Origin of the sequence: Staphylococcus sp. GDY8P94P, from assembly GCF_017892255.1 — a bacterium.
Taxonomy (GTDB): domain Bacteria; phylum Bacillota; class Bacilli; order Staphylococcales; family Staphylococcaceae; genus Staphylococcus; species Staphylococcus cohnii.
Map to the genome: position 1 here is coordinate 179,009 of NZ_JAESKU010000001.1, position 18,729 is coordinate 197,737.

Below are 18,729 nucleotides of genomic sequence, written 5' to 3' on the forward strand. Positions count from 1 at the left end.
ATTATCATTGATTGAAATGATAACTTTATATAAAAAAATTATGCAAAATTAAAATTCTCTAAGACTTTCCATTTTTCCGCACTTTCATCGTAATAAACTAAAGAAAGTTGCTCAATTGCCTCTTTATAGTCAATACCCGCTAAGTTCAATTGACCAAAAATGTCTTCGAACTCTTGACTAGTCAAACCTTGTGCAATTGTAAAATGTGGTACAAATGGATGTTCGGGACGGCCATAGAAATCACCACTATTGAATTGATTAAATAATTTTTCTAAATTGTCAGTTTTGGCAACTTTAAAATAAATTACATTTGTAATTGGCGCAAAGTTTGAAGCCTTTGTCGCGTGTACTTCAATAGGTGGTATCCCCTCGATTCTTGATTTGATTGTCTCTTTGACAGCGTCAAGATCACCTTCGTTTATTTTAAAATGCTCTTTAATCGTAATGTGTGGCATTATCGTTGCATAGTGAGCATCATAACGTTTACGGTATGCATTTACTTCATCTTGAAACGCTTTTGACGGAATTAATGCTAATCCTAAAATCATTTAAATTCCTCCTTTGTTTAACATAACTACATTATATCAAATTTCACAAAAATTCGTTACTTTTAACTAAATTTCCTACAGATAATTAAAAAGAAATATTATCTGATAAAAAATATTTTAATAAATCTTCTAATAAATGCTTCCAAGATTTCCATCTATGACCACCATCAAACTCTGCATAATGATAAGTTATATCACTATGTTCGATAATCGATTTAAGCTGACGATTAGGTGTTAAAAAATCCGCTTGCTTACCTGTCGTTGGTAAAGCAAAGTTTTTTTCTTCTAATCCAACAGTATGCCATATTGTCAATTGTTCTTGAAATTGACATCGTTCGATTAATGTTTGTATCACTTCATCATGTTGAGGACTCAATAGTCCCACTTGGCTAAAAATTCTCGGATAAGATAATGCAGTAATCAAAGCCGCACTTCCAGCTAAACTGTCACCTAAAATAACCCTGCCATTTCCTACTTTATACGTTGGGAATTGAGCATCTATAAACGGTAAAATTTCATTCGCCATACATTTTACCGTTAAAGCTGTTTTTGCTCCTTGGGGATGAAATTCTGCTCTTCTTTTTTCAACATCTTCATAATGAAAACCTACAAATATTGCTCTTTCTACTTCATTTGCTTCCCATAATTTTTCATATGTTCTGTGTATTCTGCCAAAGCTAAAAAAGTCTAAACCATCAAAACAAAAGACGACTTTGTATTTAAATAGTTCTGTAAAATCTTTAGGTAAATAAATAGATAGTGTAATGTCTCTATCTAATATGTCACTAGAAAAATTAATCTTATTAATTCGCCCTGCTTGAAAATTGTCCATAAAATAATGCGCCCCCTCGTAGTCTTAATGACATTGTATCAAGAGACGCAATATTTTAAAATAACTCGCTTTTTATTTATCTAAGTGACATATTATTTTTAGTCGTTAATATCCTCTTTTTTTAGACGTTCAGGATAATCTTTCAGCCAAAATACAGCATTAGGTACTTTTTCAGGGTCTGGTTTATAAATAGCTTTTTTACCCGATCCTAAACGTTTTTTCTGCAATTCATAATCTTTCAATGCGCTTATAGCTGGTTTGTGTAATAGCCAAATTGCAATGATATTAAGCCAGGCCATCATACCTACACCTAAATCTCCCATTAGCCATGCAATATCTGCCGTTTTCACTGCGCCATAAACGGTTGCAAGAATTAATACAATTCGCGTTATATTGATAAATATAAAGGAAGTCCTATAATTTGCGTTTCTTGTTAAGTATGCAATATTGGTTTCTGCAATATAGTAATAAGCCAATATAGTAGTAAAGGCAAAGAAAAACAAAGCAATTGCTATAAAATAAGATCCAAATCCAGAGAACGATGGGTCAAAATGATAACTTCCACCTTGTAATGCTTTGTCTATACCTGCTTGTACGTACATTGCGGTTCCAGAATAATCTTTATCTCCATTTGACATTTCAACAAAGATCCCATTATCTTTAATTAAACTTGCTTTATCACTTGGTGTGTTACCGCCATCCGTTACATTATATGTACCAGAAAGCAAGATGATTAATGCTGTTGCAGTACAAACAAACAAAGTATCAACGTAAACTGAAAACGCTTGCACTAAACCTTGTTTTGCTGGGTGTGATACCTCTGCTGCCGCAGCTGCATGTGGTCCTGTACCTTGTCCAGCCTCATTTGAATAAAGACCTCTTTTGACACCTATTTCAATCATTGCACCTAATATCCCACCAAAAGCAGCTTCCATACCAAATGCGGATTTGAAAATTAATGCAAATAAAGAAGGAACCGCTTCAATATTGAGTATGATAATAATGACCGCCATTAAAATATATAATACTGCCATAAATGGTACAACTGCAGTCGCTGCATTAGCAATCCATTTTATTCCCCCAAAAATGATTAAGCCGATAATAATTGCTAAAAATATGGCTACAATCCATGGATTTAATTGAAATGCATTTTTCATAGAACTAGATATAGCATTTGATTGAACACCTGGTAATAACAATCCGACTGAAATCACAGTGACGATCGCAAAGATCAAACCATATATTTTACCCAGTTTCCCCTTTATACCATATTCAATATAAAATGCTGGTCCACCTCTATATTGTCCCTTTTCTTCACGTTTATATATCTGACCTAATGTCGACTCTATAAATGCACTACTCGCTCCTAAAAATGCTGTTGCCCACATCCAAAATACGGCTCCCGGTCCACCAATAAATATCGCTGTTGATACCCCTACAATATTACCAGTACCTACACGACCTGCTAACGATAATGCGATTGCTTGAAAACTTGAAATACCTGTTGGTGACTTTTCCCCTTGAAACATAAGTCGAATCATTTCTTTAAAGTGTCTGACTTGGAAAAATTTCATAAATAGTGAAAATAATATACCAGTGATTAACAAACCATAAACTAATGGTTTGCTCCATACTATGTCATAGAGCCAAGTAAAAAAACCTTCTATCATAACGTATCCCCCTTGTTATACCATTAAAGAAAATGATATTTTTTAATATTATACACATATGTTATGTTCCGCGCAACGCATTATATAAGTTATTATTTTCACAAATTATATATTTTTTTATGAATTTTTTGCATAAATAACATTAATATATTTAATATTTATATTATCTTATAACGCACTACGCATTACTGTTTCCCCTTTGTTATCACTCTGAAATTGTAATCAATCTTCACATGCACATTAAGTACAAAGTTTCACAAATTTATCTTTTGTTCTATCTTTTTTTAAGATATACTGAATTATAAATTAAAATAAAGTTTTATAGGAGGAACCGTTCTATGCTTAACAAAGTATGGTTTAGAACAGGTATCGCTTTATTAATCCTGTTTTTACTAATCAAACTGATTATGGAAGTACATAGTATTTTCACACCATTTATTATTATCCTTCAATCAGTATTGTTACCATTATTATTAAGTGGCTTTTTATTTTATATTTGTTTGCCTTTTCAAAAAATACTTGAAAAAAATCATGTGCCACGTTGGGGCAGCATTACTATAATCTTTATAGGTTTAATTATTATAATTAGTATTGTTATTGGTGTGTTAGCTCCGTTAATTGCAGAACAAATTGAAAACTTAGTACATCAAATACCTGCATTACAACATGAAGTGCAGAACATCATCAATTTTGCACTAGATCAAATGGAAAGATTGCCGAATGATGTAACTGATAGAATTAATAAAATGGTACAATCTATTAGCGACAGTACTGCTGATATTTTATCTAACTCTTTAGGATACTTAACATCATTTATTTCAACGCTTTTCTTATTGATAATGGTTCCGTTCTTTTTAATCTATATGTTAAAAGATCATGAGCGTTTCATCCCTTTCATTGCAAGATTGTTTAAAGGAGATAGAAAAGTTTTCACTGTGGAATTATTGAAAGATTTAAATGAAACTGTTAAATCTTATATTCAAGGCCAAGTTACAGTAAGTATCATTCTTGGTATTATCTTATACATTGGTTATTCAATTGTAGGACTTAACTACACATTATTACTTGTTATGTTTGCATGTGTAGCAAATATGATACCGTTCTTAGGCCCTTGGATGGCATTTGCACCCGCTGCAGTCATTGCAATTATTCAAAGCCCTTCAACATTTATATGGGTATGTATTATTACGTTGATTGCTCAACAATTAGAAGGTAATGTGATTACACCGAACGTAATGGGTAAATCACTTAGTATTCATCCACTAACAATTATTGTAGTGATATTAGCTGCAGGTAATCTTGGAGGTTTCGGTTTAATCTTAATAGCCGTTCCGTTATATGCTGTAATTAAAACAGTTGTCAGAAATGTCTTTCGATATAGACAAGCTATCATTGCTAAAGCAAATAGTGATGTCAAGGAATAAAATAACGTTATAAAACAAAAAGACTATTCGTTTCTGTTGTTGAAACGAATAGTCTTTTTTAATATATAAATCTTCAATTATGTTTTAAGTCATAAATTATTTAACGATATGATAACCACTATCTACATGGATATTTTCGCCTGTAACACCACTTGATAAATCACTTAATAAGTACGCTGCAGTTTTACCTACTTCTTCTTGGTCTACATTACGTTTTAATGGTGCACGTTCTTCAATTTCTTTCATGATTGTGTTAAAACCGCCAACGCCTTTAGCGCTTAGTGTACGAATTGGACCAGCTGAAATCGCATTGACACGGATATTATCTTCACCTAAATCTAATGCTAAATAACGTACATTTGCTTCTAAACTAGCTTTAGCTACGCCCATTACATTGTAGTTTTGTACAGCATATTCGCCACCTAAATATGTTGTAGCAACGATACTACCACCTTCAGGCATAATTTTTTTTGCTTCTCTGGCAACAATTGTCAATGAATATGAACTAATATCTTGTGCCAATAAGAAACCATCACGAGATGTATCTGAAAAACGGCCTCTTAAATCTTCCATATTAGCAAAAGCAATCGAATGATAAACACCGTCAATGTTACCTACTTCTTCTCCAATTTTTGCGAAACCATTGATAACATCTTCGTCTTTTTGTACATCTATTTGATACATTTTAATTGTTTGTTGATCTAATTGTTCTACAAGTTTTTCCATTTCTTTTTTACTACGATCTTTACGATATGTAAAAACTAAATTTGCACCTAATTTGTCTAATACTTTAGCCACACCAAAACCGATACTACGTTTATTAGCAATACCCATAATGACGAATGTTTTATTTTCTAAATTTAACATGAAAATAACTCCTTTTTTAAATTTTCATTTTAAACTGGTTCGAGAAGTTATAATCGTATTCCTATCACTTTGCTCGATGCCAATTCTAACAAACTTTATTTTAACATTGGTTTCATTGTTTAAACAATTCATATTACATTCTATATACGAATTTATCATTATTTATATGTTACAAACTTAAAATGCTTACCAATACTTCACTCAATAAATAAATATTAACAACTCAAAATAGCTTTCAGAAATTCATTTACTGCTAATCCTACATCAGTCTGAGACATAAATCATATCCCAGACATCGGATGTTAATAATAAAACTCTAATTCACGTTTTAATTCATCAACATATTCTTTAGAACCCGTTACAATAACACGGTCTTTATAGCGTAATTGTGTATCACCATGAGGTACGATTGATTCATTATTTCGAATGATTCTCACAAATATGATATCACCGTCAAACGGGAAATTACGTAATTGAATTTGATCATATTTATGATTTAACATCGCAATTTCATACAACGATGTTTCCACATTACTCAAAAGATTTAGCATATTTGGCGTTTCTATTAAACCTTTCAAGAGTATTTTATTACTCATAAAACCACTAAATACTTCAATGCCTTCACTTTGTAGACCTTCATCACCCGTACTCGCCTCTAATCTACAAATAACTCGATTAACACCATGTCTTTTAGCCATTAGCGCCACTTTTCTATTAATATCATCATCATTTGTAGAACAAACAACGATATCTCTTTCAAATAAACCTAGACGATCTAATAACGGTTCTTCGTAATCTGCAATTTCAATCATCGAAATCGCATCTGATAATTTACGTTTATCACTTAAATCATTTCTATAATAAAGTGAAACTTGGTAAAGTTGTGATGTTAAATTCTGAGCAATAGGAATGGTTAATTGATTTTTTCCTATTAAACTCACTTCAATTTGTCTTGTAGCCTCATCTGGCATTGGGAACATTTTTTTAAATATGATAGGTACAAAGACACATGTAATGACTGCACTTAAAATTAAAATACCTGATATTTCCGATGATATTGTACCAAGTTTTTCAGCAATTTTTGCAGAAGCAATGACCAATGATAAAGTAGAGGTTAACAGAAATGCTGAAGATATTGTCGTTTTCATATCAAACCATCGACGTACGTAAAACACTGGTATTAATTTAGATACTACAAATGCGAGTATTAAAAATGGAATAATAAGTAGTAACGAAGGTTCTTTTATTAACATTGGTATATTTAAATCCACACCAACCATGATAAAGAATATCGGTATAAAGAAACCATAACCAAAAGAATCTAATTTCTCCACCATATCCTCATCTGGCCCTAATAAAGAAACAATCACACCTGCTAGGAAAGCGCCTAGAATATTTTCAGCACCAACGCCTTCTGCTAAGGCAACCAGCATAATGATTAATGCAAATACAGCACGTATACCTATCTGTGTGGTACCATCCATCAATTTCTGTAAAAATTGTGCTTTTTTAAATATGCCACCTAAGAAATAAAAAACAAGCGCAAATACTACTAAACTGCCTATTAACCATAGAGATGCACCACCTGAAGCATGTAGTGTCCCATATGCAGTTAACAATATCATTGTCACTAAGTCAGCTAATACTGCTACTAATAATATGAATTGTCCGATTGTAGTACGCATAATATTCATTTCTTTTAGTGTCGGTACAACAACACCTAATGAAATCGTAGAAATGATAATAATCATTAATAAGACATCATCAATTAAGCCAAACCACTTAAATGCATAAGCAAATACAATTGAAATTATCATAATAAATAAAAATACAGTAAGTGCTAATTGCAGGTGACCTGGTTCTTTACTTTTATCCTTATCTCCAGATGATCCTTTATCTTTTTTAAATGCTTTAAAATCAATTTCTAAACCACTTAAAAACATTAAGAAGATAAAACCTAATGTAGACAAAATATTTAACATAGCATCACGCTCTACTATGTTTAAAAAAGAGTGTCCTATAAGAATACCCATTAGTATTTCTGCTACAACAACAGGTAAGAATGTAATTCGTAATCTATTGATTAGTATCGGTGTAAGGAATGCTGCCATTACAACGACAACAAGTGATAAAAATTCCATGTAACCCCCTATAATAAGTAAGACATGAATGAAGTTGCTAATCCAAAGTAAATCAACATACTCACAATATCATTGATCGTAGTTATAAATGGACCACTTGCAACTGCAGGGTCAATATTTAATTTATTCATAACTAATGGAATCATTGATCCCACTAACGTACCTACTGTCATAGCAATCGTTAAACTGCTCGCTACGATCGTAGCTAAAATTGGTTGTCCATAAAGCACCAGTATAATAATAAATAACAATATAGCACAAATCAAACCACTTAAAAAGCCACTGCCCGCTTCTCTTAATGCGACTTTGAAATTACTTTGTTCATCAATTTCACCAGTTGAAATATTACGTACTGATACGGCAAGTGATTGTGTGCCAGAATTACCAGACATACCACTGATAATTGGAATAAATGCTGCCAGCAACGATACTTGTGCTAATGTATCCTCAAATGATCCAAGTATCGTCGCTGTAATCATTCCTAAAAACGTTAAAATGATTAGCCATGGCAAACGCTTCTTAGCAGTTTTAATGACCGAATCATTTGTTGCATCAACATCAGATACCCCGGCTAAACGAGAGTAGTCCTCGCTCGCTTCTTCATCCATAACATCTAAGATATCATCGATTGTTATAATACCTAATAAATGATCTTGATAATCGACAACTGGCATAGCGATAAAATCATAATCACGCATTTTTTGCGCTACGTCTTCTTGGTCATCAGCAGCGTTAGCACTGATCACACGTTCGCTCATTATGTCTTCTATATAAGCATCATTTTCTGCTACGATTAAATCTCTTAGTGATAAAACCCCAGCTAATTGTTTATGCTCATTCACAGCAAATATGACATAAATTGTCTCAGCATCTGGCGCTTGTTCTTTAACTTGCATTAATGCTTCTTTTACAGGCATTGTTGACTTTAAAGAAATATATTCCGTCGTCATGATACCACCGGCGGTATCTTCTTCGTAATGTAGTAATGCTTTAATTTCTTTTGCATCTTCACGATTCATTAGTGTCAGCAAGCTAACAATTTTCTGTTTAGATAATTGATTCATAATGTCAACTGCATTATCGTATGACATATTTTCTAACACTTTGCTAGCATATGTAGCATCCATGGTATCGAATAGCGCTTCATACTCTTCTTCATCAATTTCTAATTGTTCGAAGAAATCCGCTACTTCTTCAGGGGACAATACTTCAAACATTTTTTGCCTAATATCTTCATCACTGTCTTCAAAGTATTCACTTTGTTCATATGTGTGCATCGCTAAGAATTCTTCTCTAAATTCACCTATATGATTTTCATGAAGTAGTTTATCTAACATTTCTTGATCATATACTTGCTCATCTTCTAAAACGATTTGATCTTTTTCATTTGCCAAAAGTCCCACCTCCATAGTTACTCAAATTATATCATATTAAATATATTTTCTATTGCATCATATCTATCCTGTATTTCAATTTTTTTATCATAGATTGGATGCATAAAAGATATTTTAAAACATCGTAATAACTGATGTTTATAGCTCGAGTGTCCACCTCCATATAAATCATCACCCACAATAGGATGTCCTATATGTTGAAAATGAACGCGAATCTGATGTGTCCGACCTGTTAATAAAGCAATTTCACATAAACTGTAATTACTGACATGGTCTAAACGCCTATATTTAGTTATTGCTTGTTTGCCATGTGAATTGACTTGTCTTGTAATAATACTAGAAGGATCCCTAGCAATAGGTGCATCTATAATTCCTTGTGCTTTCATTTCACCAAAGCATACGCATAAATACGTTTTATCAATGTGTATGTTTGACATAAGATGATGTAGAAAACCATGTTTTGCAACCACAACAATACCTGAAGTATTTCGATCAATCCTAGTGACAATATGTGGGACTATGTTTTGTCGTGATTGTTTAAAATAACCAAGAATTTGTTCAGCTAAACTAAAATGTTTGTGTTCCCTTGATGGTGCACAATTTTGATAAGCTTCTTTGGAAACAATTAATAAGTATTCATCTTCATATAATATATTTAAATTTTTCTCAAACGGGACCAAGTTGTGGCTTGCTGTTTCTTGAGCTAAATGTACCTCCACTTTATCGTCTTTCTGTAATTGTTTACGCACAGTTTCTGTTTGTCCATTAACAATTAAAGCGCCATTATGCTTAATGGCGCTAATTGTATTCTTAGAATACCCTTGTTCCTGTAAAAAAGTTCTTAACATTTGAGGGACTCTAATTGTATACGTAAATTGCATTATTCCTCATCTCCGCTTGAAATAAAGGAATCATGTACCCTTTTCCAAAATGGAAACGGTCTAAATCTAGCAAATCTAATTTTTTCATTTGCCACTCTAAATTGGATCGCATTAACATTCTTATGTTTTATACTGACATGGTCTATGGTCGTTAAAATCTTATCATGATTCACTGGTGTAATCAGACATGTGTGATGTTTGGGCAATACTAGTGGTGAACCAACAGTTCTGAACACTCTATTATTAATAGAAGCGATTTCTGCAATTTGCATTGCTTCCAAAGAAGGATGTATCAATGCACCACCTAACGCCTTATTATATGCAGTGGAACCTGATGGTGTTGATACACACAGCCCATCTCCTCTAAAACGTTCAAATTGGTTTCCTCTTATATTCACATCTACAACAAGTGTAGAGCCATTTTCAGTTTTCATTGTCGCTTCATTTAACGCCAAGTATCTCGTCTCATATCCATTATCGTTATAACGAACAATGATTTCTAATAGAGGATATTCTATAACTTGGAATTCTGAATTATTAATTTCAATAATTAATTTCTCCACTTCATGTGGCAACCAATCTGCATAGAACCCTAAATGTCCTGTATGTATCCCTACAAATGCACACCGTGATAACATATGGCTATACTGATGAAAAGCCTGTAATAATGTACCATCTCCACCAACTGATATGACTATTTCAGGATTTTCCGTATCTTCAACCATTTCAAAATCTTTCATGTGATTAATCATCTTATGCTTTAAAGCGTTAGACTTTGAATCACCTTTAGATAAAATTGTATAGCGCATGATTACTCCTCCTAGTCATTATCATGCTTTTTAGCACGTTTTTTGGAATAGTATTTTTGAGCTTCTTGTATTTCTTCTTTAATTTCCGACATTTCTTCGTCAAGTAAAAACGCTGCTTCAGCCGCACGTTCTAGTCGGTGCTGGATTTCTGGTGGATAATCTCCGTCGTATTTATAACGTAATGTATGTTCGATTGTTGCCCAAAAATTCATCGCTAATGTCCTGATCTGGATTTCAGCTAAAATTGATTTTTCACCTACAAGTGTTTCAATTGGATATTCAATAATAACATGATATGAACGATATCCACTTTGTTTTGTATTGTTAATATAATCACGTTCTTCTACTACTTTAAAATCTTGACGTTGTCTCAAGAGATTCACCACAATATCGATATCATCTACGAATTGACACATTAATCTCAAACCCGCGATATCGTACATTTCTTCGTGTAATCGATCAAATGAGATTTGTCTTTTATTCGCTTTATCAATAATGCTAGTCATAGGTTTAACACGACCTGTCACAAATTCAATTGGTGAAGCATTATCTTCTACGTCATACTGTTTTCTAAGCCCTTTTAATTTAACTTTTAATTCATCAACTGCTTGTCTATATGGAGATAAAAACTGATCCCATTGATTCATTGTGCTTCACTCCGCTTCACTCTAATTCGAAAGTATCTTCCACAACAGAAACAAACTCCTTACCATAGTTTGAATTACCTTGAATATTTTCTAATATATAATTAAACTCTCTGTCGAATTGTTTTAGTTCTAATTGATCATTAATGATAATCTTCTTATTTTTATTCTCATGTAACATAGACCAGGTTTCTTGAACAAAAATCAAATATGAATATGACTGGCCATCATCTAAGATATATGCAAAACTATAATTATCACTATCAACAAGCATTTGTCCTGCTTCTTGTAAGCCTTCTGTAGATTGTTCTGTATAACACTTTAAACTATCTTCTGTTACTTTAATTTCATTCACATAAATACGCATGCTTGTTCCTCCTTATTCTTCATCATTTTAACATAATTATGACGTACATAACACGTTACATGACTATTATCATGTCATCAATTGGCTTAACGTAAATATAATAATTTTTAGCGTATAATGCAATCTAATTTAAATTAACTCACAAGTACTTTAAAATGAATTATCATAAGTATTTAAGGAGTGTAACGCGTGGCAACTAATAATGAAATTGAATTTAAACAGTTATTGTCTAAAGACAATTACCTAGCAATATACAACACTTATTTTTTAGATACAAAACCATTTAGTCAGACCAATTATTACATCGATACACGAAATTTCGATTTAAAATCACATCACTCAGCTTTGAGAATTCGTATTAAAGATGATACTTACGAAATGACATTAAAAGTACCGGCTGAAATTGGCTTGATGGAGTATAATTTCGACACAAAGGTTGAACCCAAACTAAACAAACACATCAAAAGTCAGGACCTGCCCCAAGATATTTTAAACCAACTCTTAAAAATGGATGTAGATATTGATGCATTAACCGTATTAGGAGCTTTAACTACCGAACGTTTAGAAAAAGAAATTCATGGTAATTTACTTGTCTTGGATAAGAATCAATATCTGGATTTTGAAGACTTCGAACTTGAATATGAAGTAAATGATTATGATGAAGGGTTAATTCAATTTAAATCAATCCTTCATCAATTCAATATCAATCATGAAATTCCAAACAATAAAGTCCAAAGATTTTTCAATCGCAAACATAAATTAAGCAATAGTTAATTGTGCGCAATATTAAGAAGTCGAATTACTTCCAAATGTAAAAATTCATGTTATATTAGTATTATATTAATAGGATATGGTGATACTATGACACAAACACCTTACGAGGTTATCGGACAAGACGCCTTATTTAAAATGATTGACCATTTTTATTATATGGTACAACGTGATGATAGAATCAATCATTTGTTTCCTGGAGATTTTGAAGAAACAAGCAGAAAACAAAAACAGTTTTTAACACAATTTTTAGGCGGTCCTCAACTGTATACAGAAGAACATGGTCATCCTATGTTAAAAAAAAGACATTTAGAATTTGTAATTACAACGCACGAACGTGACGCATGGCTTGAAAATATGTATAAAGCTATTCAACAAGCAGATTTTCCTGCAGGCGTCGGGGATTATTTATATGAACGATTACGTTTAACAGCGAATCACATGGTTAATTCCGAAAATTAATTGTAGGTGAAAAAACATGGCTGAAGAATTAAAATTAATAAATGCTAATAGTCGTGAAGATGCAAATCTTTCACCTTTGAGTAAGATTGAAATTTATTCCTTTTTCGATCCATTCAGTAAAGAGTGCTTTAAATTGTCTGCTATACTTTCAAAATTACGACTTGAGTATAAACAATATATCAGTATTAGACATATTTTAAATCCTTCCTTACGAGTATTAACAAAATGCCAAGCTCAAAGTACATCTAATTTAGATAATATCGCACTTGCCTATAAAGCTGCTGAACTCCAAGGTCGATTACGGGCTGAGCGCTTTATACATCTTGTACAAAATGAGATAATACCAAAACGAGATATTATAACTGAAGAGATGGTCAATAATTGTATTAGTAATGCTGGACTTGATTATGAAGTCTTTAAAGAAGACTTACATAAGAGTTCATTAAAAGAAAGTTTACAAGTTGACCTGCATATAGCTCGAGAAATGGAAATTGAAGAGGCACCTTCCCTTGTATTCTTTAACGAAGATATACATGAAGAAGGTTTAAAAGTTGAAGGCTTATACCCTTATCATATATATACGTATATCATAAATGAACTTATTGGTTCACCAATTGAAAAAGAACTTCCACCAAGTTTAGAAACTTACATTTACCAACAACAATTAGTAACCAAAGAAGAGTTGCTGACTATTTATGAATGGCCTGAAAAATTATTGAATAAAGAACTGAAAAAATTAGCATTACAGCAAAAAGTAGAAAAACTTAGCTCACCAGAAGGTAAATTTTGGAAGTCAAAAGTTTGAAATTTTGCTAGTATTCACAATAATATATGCTTTATTTTCAAAATTATAAGTTTCACTTTATTTGAAACAGATACTGTGGCATGTATTTTATTGTTAAAAAGGACTGTCGACAAAGTCTCTGACTTTGTTGGCAGTTTTTTTTGGGCACGCTTTCCGCGGGTACTGCATTAGACTGTAGTCTTCGGCTAGTGCGCTTCCCTTAGGAGTCCGCCCAAATCACTGCCTATATCGCACTGAAAATATTACTAATTCAGAGACTATTTTGTCTCAAATCAATGAAACAAACAATCAAAGAAGCTGTGAAAAAAAGTTACTTTTCACTTCCAAGAAGCATTGGACAAAGGATTAATGCATAACAAAATGGATTAGTTTTTTAAAAAAGTTATCGATTGGGATTATACTGCCTTACACAGAAAATGATTTAAGTCTAAAACCTCACCCTTAGCTTAAATTCTCATCGATCGTCACGTTACAAATTTGCGGTAAATGATGTGTTTTAGCTCAAAAAACACCTATTCCGCACTTAACTAATTACGGGAAGATGAAACAAAGTTGCACTTATATAAATTTAATACCTTAAGTATTTTCAAATCGTCATTTAATACAAAATTTCATAAAAACAAAGAAAACGCCAACTTCTATATTATTACTAAAGAAGTTGGCGTTTTTATTGCCTTTAGTTATTATATCTCAATTGCTTTTTGTAAAATGAATATCTATACCTTTTGCTTATTTACTAATTGCTAAACATTATTTTCAATATACATTAGTATTTTATATAAAATTCAATGCAATTTATATGTTGAAATATCTGAATAGTTATTCAATTTCTTATACATCTCTTAGTTATTTAAAAATGGATATAAAAAAACGCCGTGTCTGATTACACGGCGCTAAACAAAGGGGATGGGAGAAATTTTTCACTTCAAACAAAGGGGTATATTTGTTATGTGATTAATTTCATGTATATAATATAACACGCTGTTATATACCTTTCAACCATTAAAATTAAATAAATACCCTTTGTCACAAACTTGTCATATTGTAAACGAATACATTCATACTAAGCTTTCATTAACTTTTCAAAAGCGTCTAATTTTTGTTCGAATACTTGGCAAGCTTGTTCAATTGGTTCAGGTGTTGTCATATCTACACCAGCATTTTTCAAGATTTCAATAGGATAATTTGAACTACCTTTTTTCAAGAATTCATTAATATATCGCTCAACAGCCGGTTTACCTTCTGTTAAAATTTGATGACTTAAACTTTGAGCTGCACTGTATCCGGTTGCATATTGATACACATAATAATTCATATAAAAGTGTGGAATTCTAGACCATTCTTTACTAATATTTTCATCTGTTTCAACAGCATCTCCAAAATATTTTCTATTGAGATCTGCATATTCTTCATTCATACGGTTAGCAGTTAATGGTTCTCCAGCTTCTTCTATTTGATGGATTTTATGTTCAAACTCTGCGAACATTGTTTGTCTAAATAACGTTGCACGGAAACGTTCAAGTTCTTGGTTTAATAGTAGTAATCTGCGTTTGTCATCTAAATGTTTATCCATATAGTCACTTAATAATGCTTCATTACAAGTTGATGCGACTTCTGCAACGAATATAGTGTAATCACTTAAATTTGATGGTTGATTTTGACGACTAAAGTAGCTATGTGCTGAATGACCAAATTCATGTACTAAGGTATATAAATCAGAAACTGTATTTGACCAATTCAGTAATATAAATGGATTCGTTAAGTGAGCACCTGATGAGTATCCTCCAGAACGTTTACCTTTATTTTCAAAGACATCTACCCATCGATGATTTAAACCTTCTTCCACAACTTTCATATATTCTTCACCCATTGGTTGTAATGCTTTCAACATCCAATCTTTAGCCTCTTCATAAGGCATTTCAAACTTAATGTCTTTGACAAGTGGTGTATATACATCATACATTTTCATATCATCTAAGCCTAATAGTTCTTTGCGTAATTTAGTATAACGATGCAGTAAAGGTAAGTATTTATGAACTGTTTTCACTAAATTATCATAAACCGCTTCTGGAATGTGATTATTACTCAAAGCGGCTTCTCTTGCCGTTTTATAATTATGTGTTCTAGCATTAAAGACGTTTTTCTTAACTTCTCCAGCTAGTGTCGCACTTAGTGTATTGTTATAAGCACCATATGCCTTGTATAAGTTTTCATATGCAGATTGTCGTAATACGCGATCATCTGATTCCAGACACTTAATGAATGTCCCTTGCGTTAAAGCATGTCGTTGACCTTCACTATCAATTGCATCTTCAAATTCTAAGTCTGCATTGCTAAACATGCCATACACGTTGTCAGGTGTAGACAATGCATCTTGCGCCTCTGTCAATAATCTTTCTTTATCAGCACTTAATACATGCGGTCTCTTTTCATTAATTAATTTTAAATCAAATTTATAACGTTTCAAATCATCATTTTCATCAATAAAACTTTGAATCGTTGCTTCATCTATTTGTAGAATTTCAGGTACTAAAAAACTCCATGCTGAGCTGAATTTTATAATTAATTGATGCGCTCTAGATTCATAACCTGTGTATTTATCATTCGCCGTATCTTGATCTTGTTTTAAATAGGCATACACATATACTTTTTCCAACTTGGAACCTAATTCATCTTCTAATGCTAATGCATTAAATAGAGTCGATGAGCTATCAGCTAAATGGCCGACATATTGTTGTTCTTCACCTATATTATTTTCAACATCTTTAAATGCATCCTCAAAAGCATTATCAGATTCAAAGATGGTAGATAAATCCCAAGTATATTCTGGATATTGACGTTCTTGCTCTTCTCTTGTTAATTGTTGTGTCATAATATCTAGTAAACCTCCTATAAAGTCTATTAGTATAATTTTCTCACGTCATAGTCATTTTTGCACGCTATAACACCCATGATTATAATAGAATTGTTTGAATTTTTGAACAATGCTATAACTTATTTGTGTTTTATCTATTTCATTATTATAAAATTGGTTTAATTCTAGCAGTTGTTTAAAATGTGTCATATTAAAAGTGTTCATTTGCCACATATATATAAGTTGTAATTGCCAATACACAGGATGTGACTTAATATACATTTGTTCTGGATAAATGATCCCTAGATATTTACCTACCCATTCATCAGTTAACTTTAAATTATACATCACACTTAAACTTGGCTCTAAAACTGAATGCGTCTTACGACATAGACTTAAATAACGTCTTATAGCACGATTTGATAGTTTTAACGTTTGTGTTGCAGCATGATAAACATCCTTTAACTGAATTTGATTAACTAAATGCTTTAATGGTATATCATACCTTTTCGCAATAAATTGTTGTCCACCAATAAAATTAATCACTTTATAACCAAAAAGCATTTCATGTGTTGTATCCCATGATAATAACAATCTATTATAAATATTAATGAAATTTCTTTCGTATTTTGATAAGTATACAACGCTATTATTTTTATTATATTTTACATCTTTTATTATCCAATAAACTTTATAACCGGCATTTTGTAAAGCTTTACTGCGTCTTGAAATACACGCTAACGTTACTTTTGAAAATTGTATTTCGAATACAATTTCATCATCTATAATTAAATCAGGATATTGGTAACTTTGTGGTACATATGGTTCAATGCTAACTTTATGATTTAAATCTTTTAGCTGTTGAGCAATGCGGTATTTTAAATCAGAATGTGCTTGCGATTCATTTTTATGGCAATATATACGATCATTACGAACATGTGCAAAATGAGGTGTATAGTATGCCCCCTTTTTTAATAACACTTTTCCTTTACAAAATGGGCAACGATAGTTTTCACTTTTTATTGCATTTTTTGCCCACACGGCCTGGTTTTGATCATTGTTTGCGTATAACATTTCGTCACCTCATATAATTACACGCAGAAAGTCATCAAATTACTATAACTTTATTTAAGAAAAAATTATTAATACAAAAAGCCATAAGTTAACAATTAACTTATGGCTCAGTATCTAAATAATATTACTAATCAAATCATAATCAGTATTGATAATAATTTATATTAGTTTTTAATTATCATTATTCAGTTGTATCAGGAAAATAACGACGTACTTGTGAAGCGACATTATGACTCATAATAATTTTTGCGTAATCGTTTAAATATACTTCCGATTTATCAGTAGGATATGCGAACTCAAGTAATTGACTGTAACTATCGTTAATTGTTTCTTGTCCAACTGTTTCATCAAAGTGAACAGCGTAGTAATATACATTATTAAGACTATATAATAAATCTTCAAACTCATCTACACTTTGATTATTATGGTAAGCATAATCAATTACTTCTTCTAAATCATTAAATCTAACTATAACAGTACGCGTATTCTGTGGTTTACGTTTGTTGCGTTCTTGATCTTGTTGCGTTTCTTTTTGTTGTTGACGTTGTTCAAATAAATCCTCTAAACTATCATCTTGCTCAAATGTTTGTGATAATAAATCATTAACTTGATGATCTAATTGATCATTGTCTTCATCAGACATATTGATAAGATCTTCGTTTTTAGATTTAGAAATCGTTACTTCAACACCTTTTTCAAAAGCATGTACTTGAATCCATAAAGGACCTTCAACAACAAAATCTTCTTCTTCATTGATTTCTTCCATCATGTTCCAAAAGAATTCTTCTCCACGTTTGCGATTAGTCCATAAATCTTCACGTTTAAAGCCTCTTGCTTCTATATCACTATATGTTATAAATAGTTTAACGGTAGTGTCGTCAACTCGCTCTATTCTCATATCATCTCACTCCTTACAGTCGATGAATAGTAATCATTATTGTATTAGAACGTAGTAAGAATTACAATTAATTTGTTTGATTAATTTTTACTATTTTCTATTTGGTCTCTTATAATAACATATACCCTTATAAAAGGCCAAAAAACAGCACTTTCTCTAGAGTGCTGTTTGAATTCAGTCAATAATCATTCACAATTGAATAACCGATTTGTTTGACGTAAGTATATATTTATCTGTTACGGTAAATACAACAAAACCACAAAGCAACATCACAATAACGTTACTTTA

Annotated in this window: 17 protein-coding genes; 4 read left to right on the forward strand and 13 right to left on the reverse strand. The window is 31.8% G+C overall.

Features of this window, described 5'->3' with window-relative positions; all coding sequences use genetic code 11:
- Positions 1-38 precede the first annotated feature (38 nt).
- The 3 genes from KA926_RS00930 to KA926_RS00940 all read right to left on the reverse strand — a co-directional run bounded on the left by KA926_RS00930 (position 39) and on the right by KA926_RS00940 (position 3,050).
- Positions 39-548, reverse strand: a complete 510-nt coding sequence (locus KA926_RS00930) for a YjcG family protein (protein ID WP_019469079.1) — start codon at positions 546-548, stop codon at positions 39-41.
- Positions 549-633: 85 nt separating this feature from the next.
- Positions 634-1,380, reverse strand: a complete 747-nt coding sequence (locus KA926_RS00935) for an esterase family protein (protein WP_107504550.1) — start codon at positions 1,378-1,380, stop codon at positions 634-636.
- Between the two features lie 98 nt (positions 1,381-1,478).
- On the reverse strand, positions 1,479-3,050 hold the full coding sequence (locus KA926_RS00940; RefSeq protein ID WP_192946855.1) for an alanine/glycine:cation symporter family protein: 1,572 nt from the start codon (positions 3,048-3,050) through the stop codon (positions 1,479-1,481).
- Positions 3,051-3,388: 338 nt separating this feature from the next.
- Here KA926_RS00940 and cozEa point away from each other — a divergent pair, with 338 nt between their 5' ends.
- Entirely contained in the window at positions 3,389-4,474 is a 1,086-nt protein-coding gene (gene cozEa / locus KA926_RS00945; RefSeq protein WP_192946856.1) for a lipoteichoic acid biosynthesis protein CozEa, read from the forward strand.
- Between the two features lie 96 nt (positions 4,475-4,570).
- Here cozEa and fabI read toward each other — a convergent pair whose 3' ends face one another.
- The 7 genes from fabI to KA926_RS00980 all read right to left on the reverse strand — a co-directional run bounded on the left by fabI (position 4,571) and on the right by KA926_RS00980 (position 11,577).
- Entirely contained in the window at positions 4,571-5,341 is a 771-nt protein-coding gene (gene fabI, locus KA926_RS00950) for an enoyl-ACP reductase FabI (RefSeq protein WP_192946857.1), read from the reverse strand.
- A 302-nt stretch (positions 5,342-5,643) separates the two neighbouring features.
- On the reverse strand, positions 5,644-7,482 hold the full coding sequence (locus tag KA926_RS00955; protein WP_107384685.1) for a monovalent cation:proton antiporter family protein: 1,839 nt from the start codon (positions 7,480-7,482) through the stop codon (positions 5,644-5,646).
- A gap of 8 nt (positions 7,483-7,490) precedes the next feature.
- Positions 7,491-8,819, reverse strand: coding sequence for a magnesium transporter (mgtE, locus tag KA926_RS00960; protein WP_394859557.1), 1,329 nt, complete (start codon positions 8,817-8,819; stop codon positions 7,491-7,493).
- 83 nt (positions 8,820-8,902) lie between these two features.
- The gene (locus KA926_RS00965) at positions 8,903-9,757 is read right to left on the reverse strand and encodes an RluA family pseudouridine synthase (RefSeq protein WP_192946858.1); all 855 of its coding nucleotides are present in this window, start codon (positions 9,755-9,757) and stop codon (positions 8,903-8,905) included.
- The gene (locus tag KA926_RS00970) at positions 9,757-10,566 is read right to left on the reverse strand and encodes an NAD kinase (protein WP_192946859.1); all 810 of its coding nucleotides are present in this window, start codon (positions 10,564-10,566) and stop codon (positions 9,757-9,759) included. Before KA926_RS00970 ends, KA926_RS00965 begins: the two co-directional genes overlap by 1 nt.
- 11 nt (positions 10,567-10,577) lie before the next feature.
- On the reverse strand, positions 10,578-11,213 hold the full coding sequence (gene yjbM, locus KA926_RS00975) for a GTP diphosphokinase (protein WP_192946860.1): 636 nt from the start codon (positions 11,211-11,213) through the stop codon (positions 10,578-10,580).
- A gap of 16 nt (positions 11,214-11,229) precedes the next feature.
- Positions 11,230-11,577, reverse strand: a complete 348-nt coding sequence (locus KA926_RS00980) for a UPF0738 family protein (protein WP_107384680.1) — start codon at positions 11,575-11,577, stop codon at positions 11,230-11,232.
- Positions 11,578-11,766: 189 nt separating this feature from the next.
- On the opposite strand from KA926_RS00980, the gene KA926_RS00985 reads away from it, so the two are divergent.
- From KA926_RS00985 to yjbH, 3 genes are all read left to right on the forward strand, one after another.
- Complete coding sequence (locus KA926_RS00985) at positions 11,767-12,351, forward strand: CYTH domain-containing protein (protein WP_192946861.1); 585 nt, start codon at positions 11,767-11,769, stop codon at positions 12,349-12,351.
- Between the two features lie 87 nt (positions 12,352-12,438).
- Positions 12,439-12,810: a truncated hemoglobin YjbI gene (locus tag KA926_RS00990; RefSeq protein ID WP_107384678.1), complete on the forward strand. Its 372-nt coding sequence runs from the start codon at positions 12,439-12,441 to the stop codon at positions 12,808-12,810.
- Between the two features lie 16 nt (positions 12,811-12,826).
- A complete protein-coding gene (gene yjbH, locus KA926_RS00995) occupies positions 12,827-13,615 on the forward strand; it encodes a protease adaptor protein YjbH (protein WP_210143447.1) in 789 nt (262 codons plus the stop codon).
- A gap of 1,063 nt (positions 13,616-14,678) precedes the next feature.
- Here yjbH and pepF read toward each other — a convergent pair.
- The 3 genes from pepF to mecA form a co-directional block, all read right to left on the reverse strand.
- The gene (gene pepF, locus KA926_RS01000; protein ID WP_210143448.1) at positions 14,679-16,487 is read right to left on the reverse strand and encodes an oligoendopeptidase F; all 1,809 of its coding nucleotides are present in this window, start codon (positions 16,485-16,487) and stop codon (positions 14,679-14,681) included.
- A gap of 54 nt (positions 16,488-16,541) precedes the next feature.
- Positions 16,542-17,543, reverse strand: coding sequence for a competence protein CoiA (locus KA926_RS01005; protein WP_192946863.1), 1,002 nt, complete (start codon positions 17,541-17,543; stop codon positions 16,542-16,544).
- A 181-nt stretch (positions 17,544-17,724) separates the two neighbouring features.
- A complete protein-coding gene (gene mecA / locus KA926_RS01010) occupies positions 17,725-18,441 on the reverse strand; it encodes an adaptor protein MecA (RefSeq protein ID WP_192946864.1) in 717 nt (238 codons plus the stop codon).
- Positions 18,442-18,729 lie beyond the last annotated feature (288 nt).